The organism is Streptomyces erythrochromogenes (assembly GCF_036170895.1).
In the GTDB taxonomy this organism is placed as follows: domain Bacteria; phylum Actinomycetota; class Actinomycetes; order Streptomycetales; family Streptomycetaceae; genus Streptomyces; species Streptomyces erythrochromogenes.
Genome location: NZ_CP108036.1, coordinates 7,732,495 through 7,746,147 on the forward strand (window position 1 = coordinate 7,732,495; position 13,653 = coordinate 7,746,147).

The 13,653-nt window shown below is 72.5% G+C and carries 15 protein-coding genes; 10 read left to right on the top strand and 5 right to left on the bottom strand.

Going from position 1 to position 13,653, the window contains the following annotated elements; all coding sequences use genetic code 11:
• Positions 1 to 307: 307 nt before the first annotated feature.
• Positions 308 to 1,069 (bottom strand): SDR family NAD(P)-dependent oxidoreductase, encoded by a 762-nt coding sequence (locus tag OHA91_RS35440; protein ID WP_031157606.1) that lies wholly within the window; start codon positions 1,067 to 1,069, stop codon positions 308 to 310.
• Between the two features lie 146 nt (positions 1,070 to 1,215).
• Between OHA91_RS35440 and OHA91_RS35445 the strand changes: the two genes are divergently transcribed.
• Positions 1,216 to 2,124: an AraC family transcriptional regulator gene (locus OHA91_RS35445; protein ID WP_031157607.1), complete on the top strand. Its 909-nt coding sequence runs from the start codon at positions 1,216 to 1,218 to the stop codon at positions 2,122 to 2,124.
• 60 nt (positions 2,125 to 2,184) lie between these two features.
• Here the strand turns inward: OHA91_RS35445 and OHA91_RS35450 are convergent, their stop codons facing one another.
• The gene (locus tag OHA91_RS35450; protein WP_266505330.1) at positions 2,185 to 2,901 is read right to left on the bottom strand and encodes a carboxylesterase family protein; all 717 of its coding nucleotides are present in this window, start codon (positions 2,899 to 2,901) and stop codon (positions 2,185 to 2,187) included.
• Here OHA91_RS35450 and OHA91_RS35455 point away from each other — a divergent pair.
• From OHA91_RS35455 to OHA91_RS35475, 5 genes are all read left to right on the top strand, one after another.
• On the top strand, positions 2,878 to 3,045 hold the full coding sequence (locus OHA91_RS35455) for an ABC transporter ATP-binding protein C-terminal domain-containing protein (RefSeq protein WP_328740721.1): 168 nt from the start codon (positions 2,878 to 2,880) through the stop codon (positions 3,043 to 3,045). The two genes, OHA91_RS35450 and OHA91_RS35455, sit on opposite strands and share 24 nt — an antisense overlap.
• A gap of 221 nt (positions 3,046 to 3,266) precedes the next feature.
• Positions 3,267 to 5,129 carry a hypothetical protein gene (locus OHA91_RS35460; RefSeq protein ID WP_328740722.1) on the top strand — a complete coding sequence of 621 codons (1,863 nt, stop codon included), beginning with the start codon at positions 3,267 to 3,269 and terminating at the stop codon, positions 5,127 to 5,129.
• 173 nt (positions 5,130 to 5,302) lie between these two features.
• Positions 5,303 to 5,761: a peptidase inhibitor family I36 protein gene (locus OHA91_RS35465; RefSeq protein WP_266505324.1), complete on the top strand. Its 459-nt coding sequence runs from the start codon at positions 5,303 to 5,305 to the stop codon at positions 5,759 to 5,761.
• Between the two features lie 97 nt (positions 5,762 to 5,858).
• Complete coding sequence (locus OHA91_RS35470; protein ID WP_031157611.1) at positions 5,859 to 6,605, top strand: hypothetical protein; 747 nt, start codon at positions 5,859 to 5,861, stop codon at positions 6,603 to 6,605.
• A gap of 117 nt (positions 6,606 to 6,722) precedes the next feature.
• Complete coding sequence (locus OHA91_RS35475; RefSeq protein ID WP_158714910.1) at positions 6,723 to 6,932, top strand: hypothetical protein; 210 nt, start codon at positions 6,723 to 6,725, stop codon at positions 6,930 to 6,932.
• 54 nt (positions 6,933 to 6,986) lie between these two features.
• On the opposite strand, the gene OHA91_RS35480 is transcribed toward OHA91_RS35475, so the two are convergent.
• On the bottom strand, positions 6,987 to 7,379 hold the full coding sequence (locus tag OHA91_RS35480) for a hypothetical protein (RefSeq protein WP_328740723.1): 393 nt from the start codon (positions 7,377 to 7,379) through the stop codon (positions 6,987 to 6,989).
• A 168-nt stretch (positions 7,380 to 7,547) separates the two neighbouring features.
• On the opposite strand from OHA91_RS35480, the gene sigJ reads away from it, so the two are divergent.
• Positions 7,548 to 8,489, top strand: a complete 942-nt coding sequence (gene sigJ / locus OHA91_RS35485; protein WP_031157613.1) for an RNA polymerase sigma factor SigJ — start codon at positions 7,548 to 7,550, stop codon at positions 8,487 to 8,489.
• A gap of 74 nt (positions 8,490 to 8,563) precedes the next feature.
• Here the strand turns inward: sigJ and OHA91_RS35490 are convergent, their stop codons facing one another.
• On the bottom strand, positions 8,564 to 9,004 hold the full coding sequence (locus OHA91_RS35490) for an STAS domain-containing protein (RefSeq protein WP_031157614.1): 441 nt from the start codon (positions 9,002 to 9,004) through the stop codon (positions 8,564 to 8,566).
• A 497-nt stretch (positions 9,005 to 9,501) separates the two neighbouring features.
• Between OHA91_RS35490 and OHA91_RS35495 the strand changes: the two genes are divergently transcribed.
• Positions 9,502 to 11,013, top strand: coding sequence for a DHA2 family efflux MFS transporter permease subunit (locus OHA91_RS35495; protein WP_245240282.1), 1,512 nt, complete (start codon positions 9,502 to 9,504; stop codon positions 11,011 to 11,013).
• Between the two features lie 196 nt (positions 11,014 to 11,209).
• Complete coding sequence (locus tag OHA91_RS35500) at positions 11,210 to 11,527, top strand: hypothetical protein (protein ID WP_328740724.1); 318 nt, start codon at positions 11,210 to 11,212, stop codon at positions 11,525 to 11,527.
• Between the two features lie 493 nt (positions 11,528 to 12,020).
• Here OHA91_RS35500 and OHA91_RS35505 read toward each other — a convergent pair whose 3' ends face one another.
• Positions 12,021 to 12,401 carry a hypothetical protein gene (locus OHA91_RS35505; protein WP_158714911.1) on the bottom strand — a complete coding sequence of 127 codons (381 nt, stop codon included), beginning with the start codon at positions 12,399 to 12,401 and terminating at the stop codon, positions 12,021 to 12,023.
• A gap of 372 nt (positions 12,402 to 12,773) precedes the next feature.
• Between OHA91_RS35505 and OHA91_RS35510 the strand changes: the two genes are divergently transcribed.
• A complete protein-coding gene (locus OHA91_RS35510; RefSeq protein ID WP_328740725.1) occupies positions 12,774 to 13,652 on the top strand; it encodes a heavy metal-binding domain-containing protein in 879 nt (292 codons plus the stop codon).
• The last annotated feature ends 1 nt before the right edge of the window (position 13,653 follow it).

Here is a 13,653-nt window from a genome sequence, read left to right on the forward strand (position 1 = left end):
CGTGGCGAACATCAGGTATTCGGGCAGGATATGGACCTCCATCCGCTAAGGTGCGAGCCCGTGATCGCCCGACTGCCCGAAAAGGAACGGGAGTCGGAGCCGGACCGGGAGCCCCCGCGCCGAGCGGGCAGGAAGCCCGGCGGAGGATATCCGTGCAGTTCGGAGCGGGTCGGTGCGCCGACGGCGACCCCCGATGGGCCCACATCGGTGCCACACCTCCCCGGTTGGCGGAATTGGCCGACAGGCCCCGGTCACCCCGGCCCGCGGGAGCGGGCCGCGAGGCCTGCATCCGGTGGCCGGTGGCCGCCTACAGCTGGTACCCGCCGGACACCTCGATGTCCTGGGCGGTGATCCAGCGGCCGTCGTCGCCGACCAGCGCCGCGATCAGCGAACCGACGTCGTCGGGCTCGCCGACCCGGCCGAAGGCGGTCTTCGCGGCGATGGCCGGCACGACCTCCGGGAAGCGGGTGAACGCGTCGTCGGCGAGCCGGGTGCGGGTGGCGCCGGGCGAGACCGCGTTGACGCGGATGCCGCGCGCACTGAACTCCTTGGCCATGTAGCGGGTCAGCACGGTCAGACCGCCCTTCATCGCCGCGTACGTCGCGTAGCCGGGCTCCAGCCCGGAGGTCGCGGACGCCGCGTTGCTGCTGACGTTCACGACGGAGCCTCCGTCGGCCATCAGCGGCAGGAGCCGCTGGGTCAGGAAGTACGGGCCCTTGAGCAGGACGCGCATCAGCAGGTCGAAGTCCTCCTCGGTGGTGTCCGCGATCAGCGAGGTCTGCGCGATGCCGGCGTTGTTGACCAGGTGGTCGAAGGCGTCGCGGTCCCACGTCGAGCGGAGCGCGTCGGCCACGGAGTCGCGGAAGCCGTCGAAGCCGGAGCTGTCGCCGAGGTCCAGGTGGAGCGCGACGGCCGTACCGCCCGCCCTCTCGATGGCGGCCACGGTGTCCACCGCACCCTGCTCGTTGCGGCCGTAGGTCAGGATCACTCCGATCCCGCGTGCGGCGATCCGGATGGCGGCGCCCTGTCCGATGCCGGAGCTGGCGCCTGTGACGATGGCTACCTGCATGATGGTCCTCCTGGGAGTCCGGTGGGGATTCGGTACTTCCATTGGACGCCTCTGACCTGCCGTTTCAGTAGAACGATCGTCCATGAGACGTGCCCGATCCTCCCGCATGCGGGATGTCCGGGCCGGTCCTGTGCTGCACTGGAACCATGGACCTGGAAGAGCTGCGGACCCTGCTCGCCCGGCACGCGCGCCCCGACGCGACCACGGCCGTCGACGGGGTGCTCGTATCGAAGGTCGACCGGTCGGACGCACCGGAGCCGGCGACCACCGGCACCGTGCTCGCGGTCATCGCGCAGGGCACCAAGCGCCTCGCACTCGGGGACCGGGTCCTGGAGTACGGCGCCGGGCAGTACCTCGTGGCCTCCGTGGACCTGCCGGTCACCGGGCAGTTCCTGCGCGTCGGCCCCGACCGACCGGCGCTGGGCTTCGGGCTGGTCCTGGAGCCCTCCGACATCGCCGAACTGCTGCTGCTCGCCGGCCCGGGGGACGTCCCCCGGGCCGGCGGCACCGCCGTGCCGGCCCTCGCCGTCTGCGACGCACCCGACGAACTGCTCGACGCCGTGGTGCGCCTGCTGCGCCTCCTCGACCGGCCCCGTGACCGTGCCGTGCTCGCGCCGCTGATCAAGCGCGAGATCCTGTGGCGGGTGATGACCGGGGAGCAGGGCGGCACCGTACGCCAGCTCGGTCTCGCCGACAGCGGCCTGAGCCATGTCGCGCGGGCGGTGGCGTGGATCCGCAGCCACTACGCGCAGCCGTTCCGGGTCGAGGACCTGGCCCGGCTGTCCGGCATGAGCCAGTCCGCCTTCTACCGGAACTTCCAGGCGGTCACCGCGATGAGCCCGCTCCGCTTCCAGAAGCAGATCCGGCTCCAGGAAGCCCGCCTGCTGCTCGCCGCCCGGCCCGGCGACGTCACCGGGGTCGCCCACCGCGTCGGCTACGACAGCCCGTCGCAGTTCAGTCGCGAATACCGGCGGCAGTTCGGAACGCCCCCCAGCCGGGACGCCACCCGCCTGCGGCTCGACGCCCCGGGAGCCCCGGCGCCGGTCCCGTCGTAACGCCCCCTCGGCGCCGCAGCCGATCCGCCGCAGGAAGGAAGTCCGGCCGCGGCCGAGCGGTCACGGCGCCGCCGGGTGGTGCAGGCGGCGCCAGTACCCGGCGACGTCCTCGACGGTGGCGGTCACCGAGTCGAGGGTCATCGTCGTGCGGGAGTCCCGGCCGTAGCGTTCCCACCGCGGCATGGGGCGGTGGTTGGGGCCGCCGGTGCGGATGAAGGAGAACCACGACGCGTGTACGGCCGTGGCGAGCCCGTCACGGACCCTGGGGTCCAGCCCCGCGAGGAAGGGCGCCCGAGACCACTTGTCGAAGTTGTCGAACACCAACGGCAGTTCCAGGCAGTGCGCGGCTCCGAGCCGGCCGCCGTGCGCGGGTGTCGGCAGGTTGAACTGGTACGCCCAGACCGGACGTCCCCGGGCCGCCCGCCGTTCGGCCAGTGCCACGCAGGGCATGCGGAACAGCTCGTCCGTGATCAGATCCATGAGCACGTCCAGCGGGCGGGCGCCCGGCCGGGCCTCTTCGTACGCCGTGCAGGCCTCGGCCGCCCGGCTCCCGAAGGTGTCGCGGGCTCTGGCGAGCACCTGCTCCCTCGTCGTCCCGGCGTACGGCTCGCTGAGGGCGAAGGCGAAGTTCGCCTCCTCCCTGGTCCAGCCGATCAGGACGTCGATGTACGTCCCCGCGCCGCTGAGCAGCAGGTCGGCCGGGTGGCGATCGAGCGTGACCTCGTCCAGCACCGGCAGGTACGGGGTCCCCCAGTGACGGTGCTCCTGATCGAACACGACCTCGACATGGTCTTCGAGCTCGCCGACACCGTCACGGTCATGCACCTCGGCAGGCACCTGGAAACCGGCACCCCGGAAGAGGTGCGGGCCTCCGGCGAGGTCCAGAGCGCCTACCTCGGCACGACGGAGGCCACTTCGTGAAACCGTTCCTCAGCATGCGCGGCCTGCGCTCCAGCCCCGCCGACCGCCGCCGCCTCCTGGGCGTCGACCGACGCCGCGCCGACCGTACGCCGCCCGGTGCGCCCGCGACGCCCCGCCGCCCCGTCCCCCGTCGCCCGGCGGGAGGGCGGGGCGTTGTCGGCGGGGCGTTGTCAGTGGTGATCGGTACGGTCGGCACACTTGATCGCTGAGGAGCGCGCACCATGAGATCTCCGGCCGAGCTGGACCACGTCCACTGGCACGACCTGACCCACGCCTACGGCCCGGCCGAGGACGTGCCCGAACTGATCAGGGCGCTCTACGCGGACGACGACGACACGGTCGGCGACGCGATCCACGAGCTGTACGGCAACATCCACCACCAGGGCACCGTCTACCAGGCCTCCGCACCCGCCGTTCCCTTCCTCGCCCACGCCGTGCTCCACGCCCCCGGCAGGCGCGACGAGTTGCTGATGCTGCTCGCCGTCCTCGCCGACCACGACCCGCAGGACGCCGAATCGCCTTCCTGGCCCGGCAGTTCGGTCGCCGCGATCTGCGCCGAGCTCGCCCGGGTGCTCCCGGACCTGCTCCCCTGTCTGGGCGACGCCGAACGCGCGGTGCGCAGGGCGGCGCTCCGGGTGGTCGCCGCCGTGGCCGGCCGGCTGCCCGCCGAGGTGCGGGCCACGGCCGAGCGCCGGGTCGACGAGCTGTACGCCACCGATCCCGTCGCGGCGGTACGGGCGGACGCCCTGGTCGTCCTCGACCGGTTCGGCCGCGAGACCGCGGCGCTCGACAGCCCGCTCCCCGAGGTCAGGCTGGCCGCCGCCATGCTCGCCGCCGAACGGTCCGGGCCGCCGTACGAGGAGCGGCTGGTGGACGTCCTCGCCGAGGACGGGGCCGAACCGGATCCGGGAGACGACGGTTTCCCCTGGGCGGGCACCAGGTCGCAGGAGGACCAGCTCACCGACCTCCTCACCCGCGACGTGGACGCGGGACTCGCCGCGGCCGCCCGCTGGATCGCGGCCGGAGACCTCGGTGCGCGGGGATCCTGGCTCGGCCGGCGGATCGCGGAGACCTGGCGCGACCGGGAACCCGAGGTGCTGGCCCTGATGCTCGCCGCCCTGCCGCACCAGCGGGACACCCGCGCGTCGGTCCACTGCCTCACCACCATCGGCGAATGGATCGAGCGCCTGCCCGAGCCCGGCGCCGACCTCAGGGACGCGCTGTACGACCACGCCCGCGGGGAGGAGGAGACCGCCGCACCCGCGCTTCTCGCCCTGGTGCGCTCACGCGACCCCCGCGCGCTGGATCTGGTGCTGCGCAACCCCGGCCCGCAGACCCTCAGCGCGGCCGCCTCGTGCTTCCCCGAGGCCGCCGACCGGCTGATACCCGTGATACGCCGTACGCTGGCCGCCGGCGCCACGGGGAACGGGGCCATCGCCCTGATCGGTGCCCTGGCGCAGTACGGCGCCGCCGCGCGGCAGGCGCAGCCGGAACTGCTCGACTGCCTGCGCACCCGACGCGCCGCCGTCGTGGCCGCCCGCGGGATCGGCCGGGGCGGCATCGTGACACCGGAGATCACCTCCCTGCTCCACGAGGCCGTGCAGAGCACCGACTCCTCGCTCAGCGCCGCAGCCGCCGTGGCCCACCACCGGCTGACCGGCGAGGCGGAACCGGCACTCCGCGTCTTCGAAGGCCTGCTCACGGCGCAGGGCCCCGTTCACTGGCACCTGAGCAGCCTCCGGCCGCTGGGCAGCGCCGCCGCCCCGCTGCTGCCGCTCATCGAGCCGCTGCTGACGGCCAGGTACGAGTGGACCCGTATGGCGGCCGCCGAGGCCCACCAAAAGGTCACAGGATCCCCGGAGCGGGCCGTCCCGATCCTCGCCGCCCTGATCCGCCCGACCCCGGTCGGACTGTGCGCCCTCAAGGCCCTCGCCGCCATCGGCCGGGTCCCCGATGAACTGCGCCCGCGACTGCGGTACTTCGCCTCCTCGCCGCTGCGCCTGCTCTCCGCGATGCCCTTCTCGCAAGTCCACCCGGACGAAGAACTCCGCACCCTGGCACGGACCTTGCTCACGACCGACTGAACCGCCCGGTGCGGGCGGAGTGGAGCGCCACCGGCCAACGGGCGGCTTGCCGCGATCCCGTCCGGCAGCCGGCGGCGGCGGGTGCGGGGGGCACGGCGTGCGATCACCGTGGGGGAGAGGTGCGATGGAAGCATGCAGCGCAGAAGTCCCCCAGCAGTCGGGAGGCGAGACCTGTGAGCCCATGTCCCGAAGCCGTCACCGCCGGCGCGGCCCGCCGCAGGGCGAGGGCGGTGAGCGTCCTCGGGGTCCTGAGCCTCCTGCTGGCCCTCACCCCCGCCGCGCGGGCAGACTCCGGCGGCCTCGCCGCCCCGGCACCGCCCTGCGCCCCGGGATGGCTGTGCGGATGGACCGGCCCCGCCTACACCGGTGTGGTCAGCCTCGTGGCGCAGGACATGCCCCGGTACCCCGAGACGACCGCCTACGTCGGGTTCAACGACGCCGCGTCGGTGTGGAACGCGGGCAGGACGTGGAGCGCGGACGGCTTGCGCCGGGGCCGTTGCGTGACCGTGTACAACAAGCCCGACTACACCGGATCGAGACTGACCGTCCGGCCCGGCCAAGGGATCCCGCAGCTCGCGGCGTCCTTCGGCCACGTGCGCTCCAGCCGCTTCCACACGTGCCGGCTGTCCTGACCGCCGCCCCGCCACAGCCGTGACGTCGTGCCGTGCGGCGGGGTGGCCGATATCCTGATGTCCTCTCCCGGGGGCTCTCCTCACGAAGGGCAGCACGATGAACCGGCAGACCGACCGGCATCGGCGTCTTCTGCTTCTCGCGGCACCGCTCCTCGCCTCCATGGTCGGCCTCACCCCGGCCTTCGCGGCCCAGGGCCGCCCGCAGACCGAGCCGGGAGCCGTACCCGCGGCACCCTCTTGCGAGCTGGTCGCGGTCGGCAGCGGCAAGCCGGGCGGTGACATCCGCTACAAGCTCCACCTCGGCGGGTTCCCCGCGAAGCAGGCGGTCCGCGTCGACGGACCGAAGGCGTCCTTCCGGGCCACCGTGAACGGCAAGGGCGAACTGGACCGGCAGGGCGTGACCCACGGCGCGTACCGCGTCACGTTCAAGGCCCGCGGGGCCCAGCAGGACGTACGCGTCACGTGCGCCGCGCCGCCCGCCGACGAGCAGGGCAGCGGCAAGCAGAGCGTGAAGGTCGGCAAGGTCGAGGTGGTCGTCCTGACGCCGCCCGGAACGGTCATCGACTGCGCCAAGCCGACGACGGCGGAGTTCGACGGCAAGATCACGGCCACAGGGCCGGGGAAGGTCCGGTTCCACTGGACCTTCGCCGGCGGCTCCAAGCCGGTCTCACCCGGCTCGGCCGACTTCCCCGCCGGTACCACGACGCAGGCCCTGCTGCACGTGGCCGACGTACCGGCCCGGCCGAACGCCTCGACGGTGACCGTCTTCGCCACGCTGCACCTGCCCGACCAGAAGATGAGCGCACGGAGCGGACCGGTGACGTTCACCTGCGAGAAGAAGTGACGGGGAAGTGACGCAGCCCGCCCCCGGCGTCACTTAACGTGTTTAAAGCGGTGGATAGTGGAAACGCTGAGTAGCCACAAGGTGTAAAGGTCAAGGCGAAAGGCGGGATTCATGTCCATGAGCATTGCAATCATCCTCGTCGTGGTGGCGGCGTCCATCGCTGCGATCGCGCTCGTCCCGGCGGTTGCACCCGCGCAACCCGACCAGACCGCAGCCCGATCCGGTGACGAGGAGCCCCGCAGGACCGACCCGGGTCGGCCCCCTGCCCGCCGACTGCGCACCATCCCCCCGCAGCAGACCAGGGAACACCGGCGAAGCTTCGGCTGATGCGGTGGCCCGCCGGCCCGCCCGCCCGCTTCGGGCCGGGCGGGCCGGCGGGCGCTACGCCGCCACGCGGGGGGCGGTGGACAGGGACTGGTGCAGGGCCAGCACGCTCAGCGCGAACATCACGACGCCCAGGGGGACATGGAGCCCGGGCATGTGCGCTATGCCGATGACCACCTGCAGCGAGGCGAGTGCGAGGAAGCCGGACGCGTGCAGTATGGGCCGGGGCGATCCGCCGCCCGGCCGCCACGCCAGCACCGCCGCGAGCACGTACAGCATCGACGCGCCGTACATCACCCGTGCTCCGACGCTGTGCAGCACCTCGCCGTAGGACGTGGACAGCAACAGCCCCGCGGTGACCGCCTGGAAGAGCAGGGACAGGGTCTGCAAGGCGATCGCGACACCCTGGAAGGTGAGCCTGCCCGGTGCTGTCGTCGTCTGCGCGGTCATGATCGGGTCCCCTCTTCTGCCTTACGGCTGTGGATCATTGGTGTCTCGACGGTCCGACGACGTGGGCCCGCGAAATGTGAGGCGGGGCCCGCCTCACAAAGCGGGGCCGCGTTTCGTCGTAGCGGCGAGAGAGAAGCGGACGTGACGAGCGAGGGAGCAGCCGCGACCATGAACACCCCATCCGGGCCCGGGCACCACGAGGCCACGCCGGACCTGAACGCGATCGTCGGCGAGCGGCGCCAGCTGATCAATCTCGGCTACCGCCTGCTCGGTTCGCTGGCCGAGGCCGAGGACGTCGTGCAGGAGACGTACACGCGCTGGTACGCGATGTCGCGGGAGCAGCAGGAGGCCATCGAATCGCCCGGCGCCTGGCTGACGAAGGTCGCCGGCCGCATCTGCCTCGACGTGCTCGGTTCGGCGCGGGCCCGGCGCGAGCGCTACGTCGGCGCGTGGATACCCGAACCGCTCCCCGACCGCGGGGAGTGGTTCGCCGGGCGGACGGGCGGCGGTTTCGAACCGGCCGACCCCGCCGACCAGGTCACCCTGGACGAGTCAGTGAACATGGCCTTCCTCGTCATCCTGGAATCGATGACGCCGGCCGAACGCGTCGCGTTCATCCTGCACGACGTCTTCCGGTACCCCTTCGCCGAGGTCGCCGAGATCGTCGGCCGTACGCCCGCGGCCTGCCGGCAGCTGGCGTCGTCGGCCCGGCGGCGGATCGGGGCCGGGCGGCCTGCGGCGGCCCCGGCCGCCGGCCAGGCCACTCTGGTACGGAACTTCAAGGAGGCGTGGGAGTCCAGGGACATCGAGGCCCTCGTCGGCCTCCTCGACCCGGACGCCGTCATGACCGCCGACGGCGGCGGCATGGTCGGCACCGTCCTGCGCCCCGTCGAGGGCGGCAGGAACATCGCCCAGTACCTGATCCACATCGCCGACAAGGCCCGCGGACTGGAGCTCCTGGAGCGGACGGTCAACGGCCGGCCCGGCCTCGTCGCCCAACACACCGGCGTACCGGTGACGGTGGCCGCCTTCGAGATCACCGACGGCCGCGTCAGCCGGATCTGGGCGGTCCGCAACCCGGAGAAGCTCCGCGCGTGGACCGAGGGCTGAGCTGAGGATTCGTCCCGCTGATGGTGCGGGTGGTGGGCCCGCGGCTCGACGCGGGCCCACCACCCGTCCGCCGGCTACCCCGCAGAGCCCAGGCGCTGGGGTGCCGGGCGGCGGTGGGCCGGAGTTCCGAGGGGAGGTCGCGCCGCCGCGGCTGCCGCGCGCAGGAGGCGCTCCACGGCTCGGGAGCGGCGGGTGAGCCTGAGCCGGCGTCCCTGTCGGGGCCACCAGTCGAGGGCGGCCAGGAAACCGGAGTCGCAGAAGGTGACCCGCGAGCAGTCCAGCACCAGGCCGGTTTGGCCGTTGTCGGCCGCCGAGGCCAGGAACGCCCGCAGCGGAGCGGCGCTGAAGTGGTCGATCTCGCCCGCGAGGTGGACGACCAGGGTGGTGCCGAGGGTGGTGCAGGAGTGGATGAGTATGACGCCGGGCGCGGTGTCCGCGCCCGAGTCGTGCACGGTGAGCGGGGCCTCGGTCGCGAGAGGGGCGGACAGTATCGGGACGGTGCTTGAGGTATTCACGTCCTCATCAACGCCTCCCGCAGGGGGTCGGGAAACGAAGGGCGCGTCCCATTCACCCCATGCGACCAGCGGAGATCCCCGGTCGGGGGAAAGATTCCACCCGGACGGGCGGCCTTGAGCCGATGGTGGGCACGGATCACCCACGACCGCCTGGGCGAGGCCTCTGACGGTCGTCGCCGACACTTCCGCGAGCCGGACCGGCTACCAGCGCACCTCCCTCCGGCGCCGGAGCGCCGGCGACGTCCCCGCCGACGGCTGCAACACCCGCGCCGAGGTCCTCCTGGCCGAGGCGATCGTGCATCCGGCCGGTGCGCCGGACATCTGCCACACGGTCCCCGCTCGCCGAGCTCCTGACGCCGGCACGTCATCGACATGATCGAGCGGTCGGAAATGGTTTGAGCTTGGACGGCGGCACCGACAGGATCGGGGGAGACCGATGAGTTCTTCCCGGCGCCGCAGTCTGTCAGTGTGACCTGCCAGGTACGGAGGACACTCACATGACGGAAGGCATCATGCCCGCACCACACGCAACGCCCACCCTCTCGCCCGCCCGCGTCACCGCCGTGCTGCGGATCCTCGTGCTGTCCACGTTCGTCGTGCTCCTCAACGAGACGATCATGGTGAACGCGATCCCGCGGCTCATGCGCGATTTCGAGGTCACCGCAGCGGCCGCAGGGTGGCTGTCCACGGCTTTCATGCTCACCATGGCCGTCGTCATCCCGGTGACGGGGTGGTTCCTCCAGCGCGTGACGACCCGGACCGCCTTCGGTCTCGCGATGGCGCTGTTCCTCGCCGGCACGGCCCTGGCCGCGGTCGCGCCCGCCTTCCCCGTGCTGCTGGCCGCCCGTGTCATCCAGGCCAGCGGCACCGCCGTCATGATGCCGCTGCTCATGACGACGCTGATGACCCTTGTACCCCCGCATGACCGCGGCCGTGTCATGGGCAACATCACCCTCGTCATCTCCGTCGCACCCGCCCTCGGCCCCGCCGTCTCCGGTGTGCTGCTGCAGCTGGGGTCATGGCGCCTGCTGTTCCTGGCCGTGCTTCCCATCGCCGGAGCCATGGCCGTGTTCGGCCGGCGCAACCTGATCAACATCGGCGAGCCGCAGGCCGCCCCCATCGACTGGATGTCCGTCCCCCTGGCGGCAGCGGGCTTCGGCGCCCTGGTCTACGGCCTGAGCGGACTCGGTGCCGAGAACGCCGCCCAGGCCCTCGTGCCCCCGGAGGCCACCACCCTGGCCGGCGCCGTGCTCGTAGGGCTGTTCGTATGGCGACAACTGGCACTGCAGCGCTCCTCCAGCCCGCTACTGGACCTGCGCACCCTGGCGTTTCGTCATTTCTCCGTGGCCCTGGGCCTGATGTGTCTTTCGTTCATGGCCCTCATGGGCGCGTTCATCCTGCTGCCGATCTACCTGCAGGAGGTGTGCGGCCTGACCTCCCTGCAGACCGGGCTGCTCCTCATCCCCGGCGGCCTGACCATGGGCCTGCTCGGACCACAGGTCGGCAAGCTCTACGACCGACTCGGCGCACCACGCCTGGTCGTACCCGGCGCCGTACTCACAGCACTGTGCCTCGCGCTGTTCGCACTCACGGGCGAACAGACCTCCCCGTGGCTGGTGCTCGCCCTTCACGTGGCCCTGAGTGCGGGCATGGCGTTCGTTTTCACCCCCGTCTTCACCTCCGGTCTGTCCGTACTGCCACCGCACCTCTACCCCCATGGCTCCGCCATTCTGGGTTCGCTCCAACAGGTCGCGGCCGCCGCCGGAACGGCCCTGGTCATCAGTGTCATGTCGGGACGGGCAGCCACAGCGGCAGCGGATGGCGCCGACGCCACCGGCGCCCTTGCCACGGGCGTCCAATGGGGATTCGGCGTCGGCGCCGCGCTCGGCGTCCTGGCCGTGCTGGTCGCGTTGCTGATCCGCACCCCGCCCGCGCCGCAACAGCCTGCTGAGCCGGAGGTCCAGGACGACGACGGCACGACGACGAACACAACCGTCCACACGCCCTGAGACCGGGATCGGCCCGGTGCTCGCCGCGACGAGGGGGCACCGGGCGGCGAACACCGGGGCAAGGGCGCACACGCCGCGGCACCCGAGGACGGGCTGCGCAGGCCCCGCCGACCGGCCGGCGGGAGACCCCGGTCGCTCCGGCCCCGGCCGGGCCTCCGTGTTGGCGGAGGGCCAATGGGCCGGGAGCGACTGGCAGTTGGTGCGCAACCTGAAGGACTCCGGGTCCTCTTGCGTGGGGGTCCGGCTGGCCGGGCTGGCCCGGCCGGACGTGCGCGAGATCCGGGTGGAGCGCAGGTGGGCGGGCACCGAAAGGGTCGCGACGATCGCCGGGCGCGAGCCCGGGCCCACGCCCGCGGCGGCCGGGGACGGCGGGCCGAGGCTCGTCGTGGTGTTCGGCAGCCCGGACCGGCCGGTGGTGGACCTGTCGTACACGGCCGGCGGCGAGCACCAGTCCCTGCGCACCACGTTCAAGCACGTCAATGACGAGACCGACGGAGGGGAACCACATGCGTAGGACCGCGATCCTGACCTCGACCGTGGCCGTGCTGGCCACGCTGGCCCTGGGGGACGGGCCCGGCGGGCGCGGCGCCCGGCGGGGCCGCCGGGGCAGTCGGGGCAGTCGGGGCCGCCGGCACCCGTGCCGGTGACGTCGCCGCTGCCACGCCGGGCTGCACGACGTTCCGGTTCTGGCGGGGCGAGGGGCGGACCGAGGGGGAGATCTGCGACGGACACGCCACGGGCTGGGTCCGCGACGAGAAGGCGGACGGACGCTGTCCGTTCACCCGCTTCTACAGCCTGGGGGAGGACCCGACGGTGGACGGCCCGCAGATCGGCCCCAAGGGCGCGGTGCGGTACTTCACCGTGTACCCGCCGAGGGGGCAGGTCTTCGCCCGCTACGCCTCGATCGAGTGGCGCAGCTGCTGACGGCCCCGCCGTCGGCGTGAGCCGGTGCTCCGGATCCGGCCCTCCCGGGGGAGGGGCCGGCCCCGGTTCCCCGGCTGCCCCGGTCAGGCGGGATCCGTGCGTTGCCAGGTCAGGGACAGGGTCAGGCCGGGGCCAGGGTCCAGCGGTTCGAGCCGTAGGCGGTCGGGGGCGAGGAGGGTCGCCCGGCGGCGTAGTTCCCGGCCCGGTGTGAACGGCCAGGTGCCGAAGGCGACCCGGTGCACGGCCACGTCGCCCTCGGTCCGGAACCGACCCGTGTAGGCGAACGTCCTCCCCAGGCGCAGGGGGCGTTCGAGGTGCATCTCCATCACCGTCGCCACGGTGCCGGCCGCGGTGTAGACGAGGGTGCCGCTCGCGGAGGCGGGGACGGGCCGGGAGCGCCAGAGAACGCTGGAGCCGGTGAGCTCCCAGGAACCCACCAGCGCGCCCTGCGGCAATCCGCTCATGTGCCCAACCTCGTGTGCGTCGCGGCCACGTCGCGCAGACCGCGGAGCGGTCTGCGCTCTGCCGATCATGGCGCGGGCCGCCGCGTCCGCGCGCGGGGCGCGCCCGGCGGCCGTGAGTGTGTTCCGCCTACGATGTACTTGTCATGAACACATTGAAGGTGCTCGGCTCACTCCGGGTCGAGGTCGAGGGCCGACGCGCATCCCGTCGAGCTCGCAGTCCTCGCTCCACGCCTCCATCGCGCGTCTGCGGCGCGTCCTCGAACCGGAACGGCCACTGCGAACGCCCGCGCTTCGCCGGTCCCGGCGATGACATAATCTGCCGAACGGGGGGCGGGATCCGCGCGGGAGCCGAGAGACCGATGGCGGGGGTCGATGACACATCCAGGGAGCGCCGGTCTGCCGGCTGTCAGCGGCGGGTGCAGGGCGACACCGCGGTCGGGTGCCACCTGGGACTCGGCGCTGTCGAGCGAGGAGTTCGCCGCGATCGGCGGTGTCGGGTTCGAACCGGTCGGGCAGGTACTCGGTACGGCCGTCTTCAACATCGGGTACACGGGCGTCTGGGGCTGCCCGGGCGACTGGGCGGTCACCGACGACAACAACCCGGTGCCGTCGTCGAGGTGGGCGTCCTCCTTGTCGCAGCTCGTGAGGACGATGTACGCGGCGCGCCGGTCGGCTCTGGCCCGCGCGGTGGCCGAATGCGGTGCGCTCGGTGGCGACGGGATCGTCGGCGTGGAACTGCAGGTCGGCGAATTCCCGGCAGGCGGGCTGGAGTTCACGGCCCGGGGCACCGCGGTCCGGGCCCGCTCGCGCATCCGGCCGCGCTCGCCCTTCACGTCGCACCTCAGCGGTCAGGACTTCGCCAAGCTCGTAGACGCCGGGTGGGTTCCCGTCGCACTCGCCTTCGGCGTCGCCTTCGCGATCCGGCACGACGACTGGCGCACCTCCTTCCGGATCCCCTTCGCCGCCCGGAACCAAGAGGTCGACTGCTACACCCAACTGATCGGCCACGTCCGCCGGGAGGCCCGCAAGCAGCTGGTCCTCGACACGGAGAAGCACGGCGGCGACGGGGTGGTGGTGAACGACCTGGAGTTGCGCGTGGGCGAGAGCGAGTGCCCCTCGTACGGATCGACGCGCGACCTCACCGCCGAGGCGGTCTTCGTCGGCACCTCGATCGCCCGGTTCGGCCGCTCCGAACGGCCCGCCGGCACCAGACCACCGTTGACCATCATGAGACTGGAGCGAGAGGGCTGAG

Bases quoted from the DNA above. Each gene is read 5' to 3' on its own strand.
- sigJ (WP_031157613.1), top strand. From the start codon at position 7,548: ATGAACACCCCATCCGGGCCCGGGCACCACGAGGCCACGCCGGACCTG.
- OHA91_RS35460 (WP_328740722.1), top strand. From the start codon at position 3,267: ATGAGATCTCCGGCCGAGCTGGACCACGTCCACTGGCACGACCTGACC.
- OHA91_RS35495 (WP_245240282.1), top strand. From the start codon at position 9,502: ATGACGGAAGGCATCATGCCCGCACCACACGCAACGCCCACCCTCTCG.
- OHA91_RS35445 (WP_031157607.1), top strand. From the start codon at position 1,216: ATGGACCTGGAAGAGCTGCGGACCCTGCTCGCCCGGCACGCGCGCCCC.
- OHA91_RS35505 (WP_158714911.1), bottom strand. From the start codon at position 12,401: ATGAGCGGATTGCCGCAGGGCGCGCTGGTGGGTTCCTGGGAGCTCACC.
- OHA91_RS35470 (WP_031157611.1), top strand. From the start codon at position 5,859: ATGAACCGGCAGACCGACCGGCATCGGCGTCTTCTGCTTCTCGCGGCA.
- OHA91_RS35510 (WP_328740725.1), top strand. From the start codon at position 12,774: ATGACACATCCAGGGAGCGCCGGTCTGCCGGCTGTCAGCGGCGGGTGC.
- OHA91_RS35480 (WP_328740723.1), bottom strand. From the start codon at position 7,379: ATGACCGCGCAGACGACGACAGCACCGGGCAGGCTCACCTTCCAGGGT.
- OHA91_RS35475 (WP_158714910.1), top strand. From the start codon at position 6,723: ATGAGCATTGCAATCATCCTCGTCGTGGTGGCGGCGTCCATCGCTGCG.
- OHA91_RS35440 (WP_031157606.1), bottom strand. From the start codon at position 1,069: ATGCAGGTAGCCATCGTCACAGGCGCCAGCTCCGGCATCGGACAGGGC.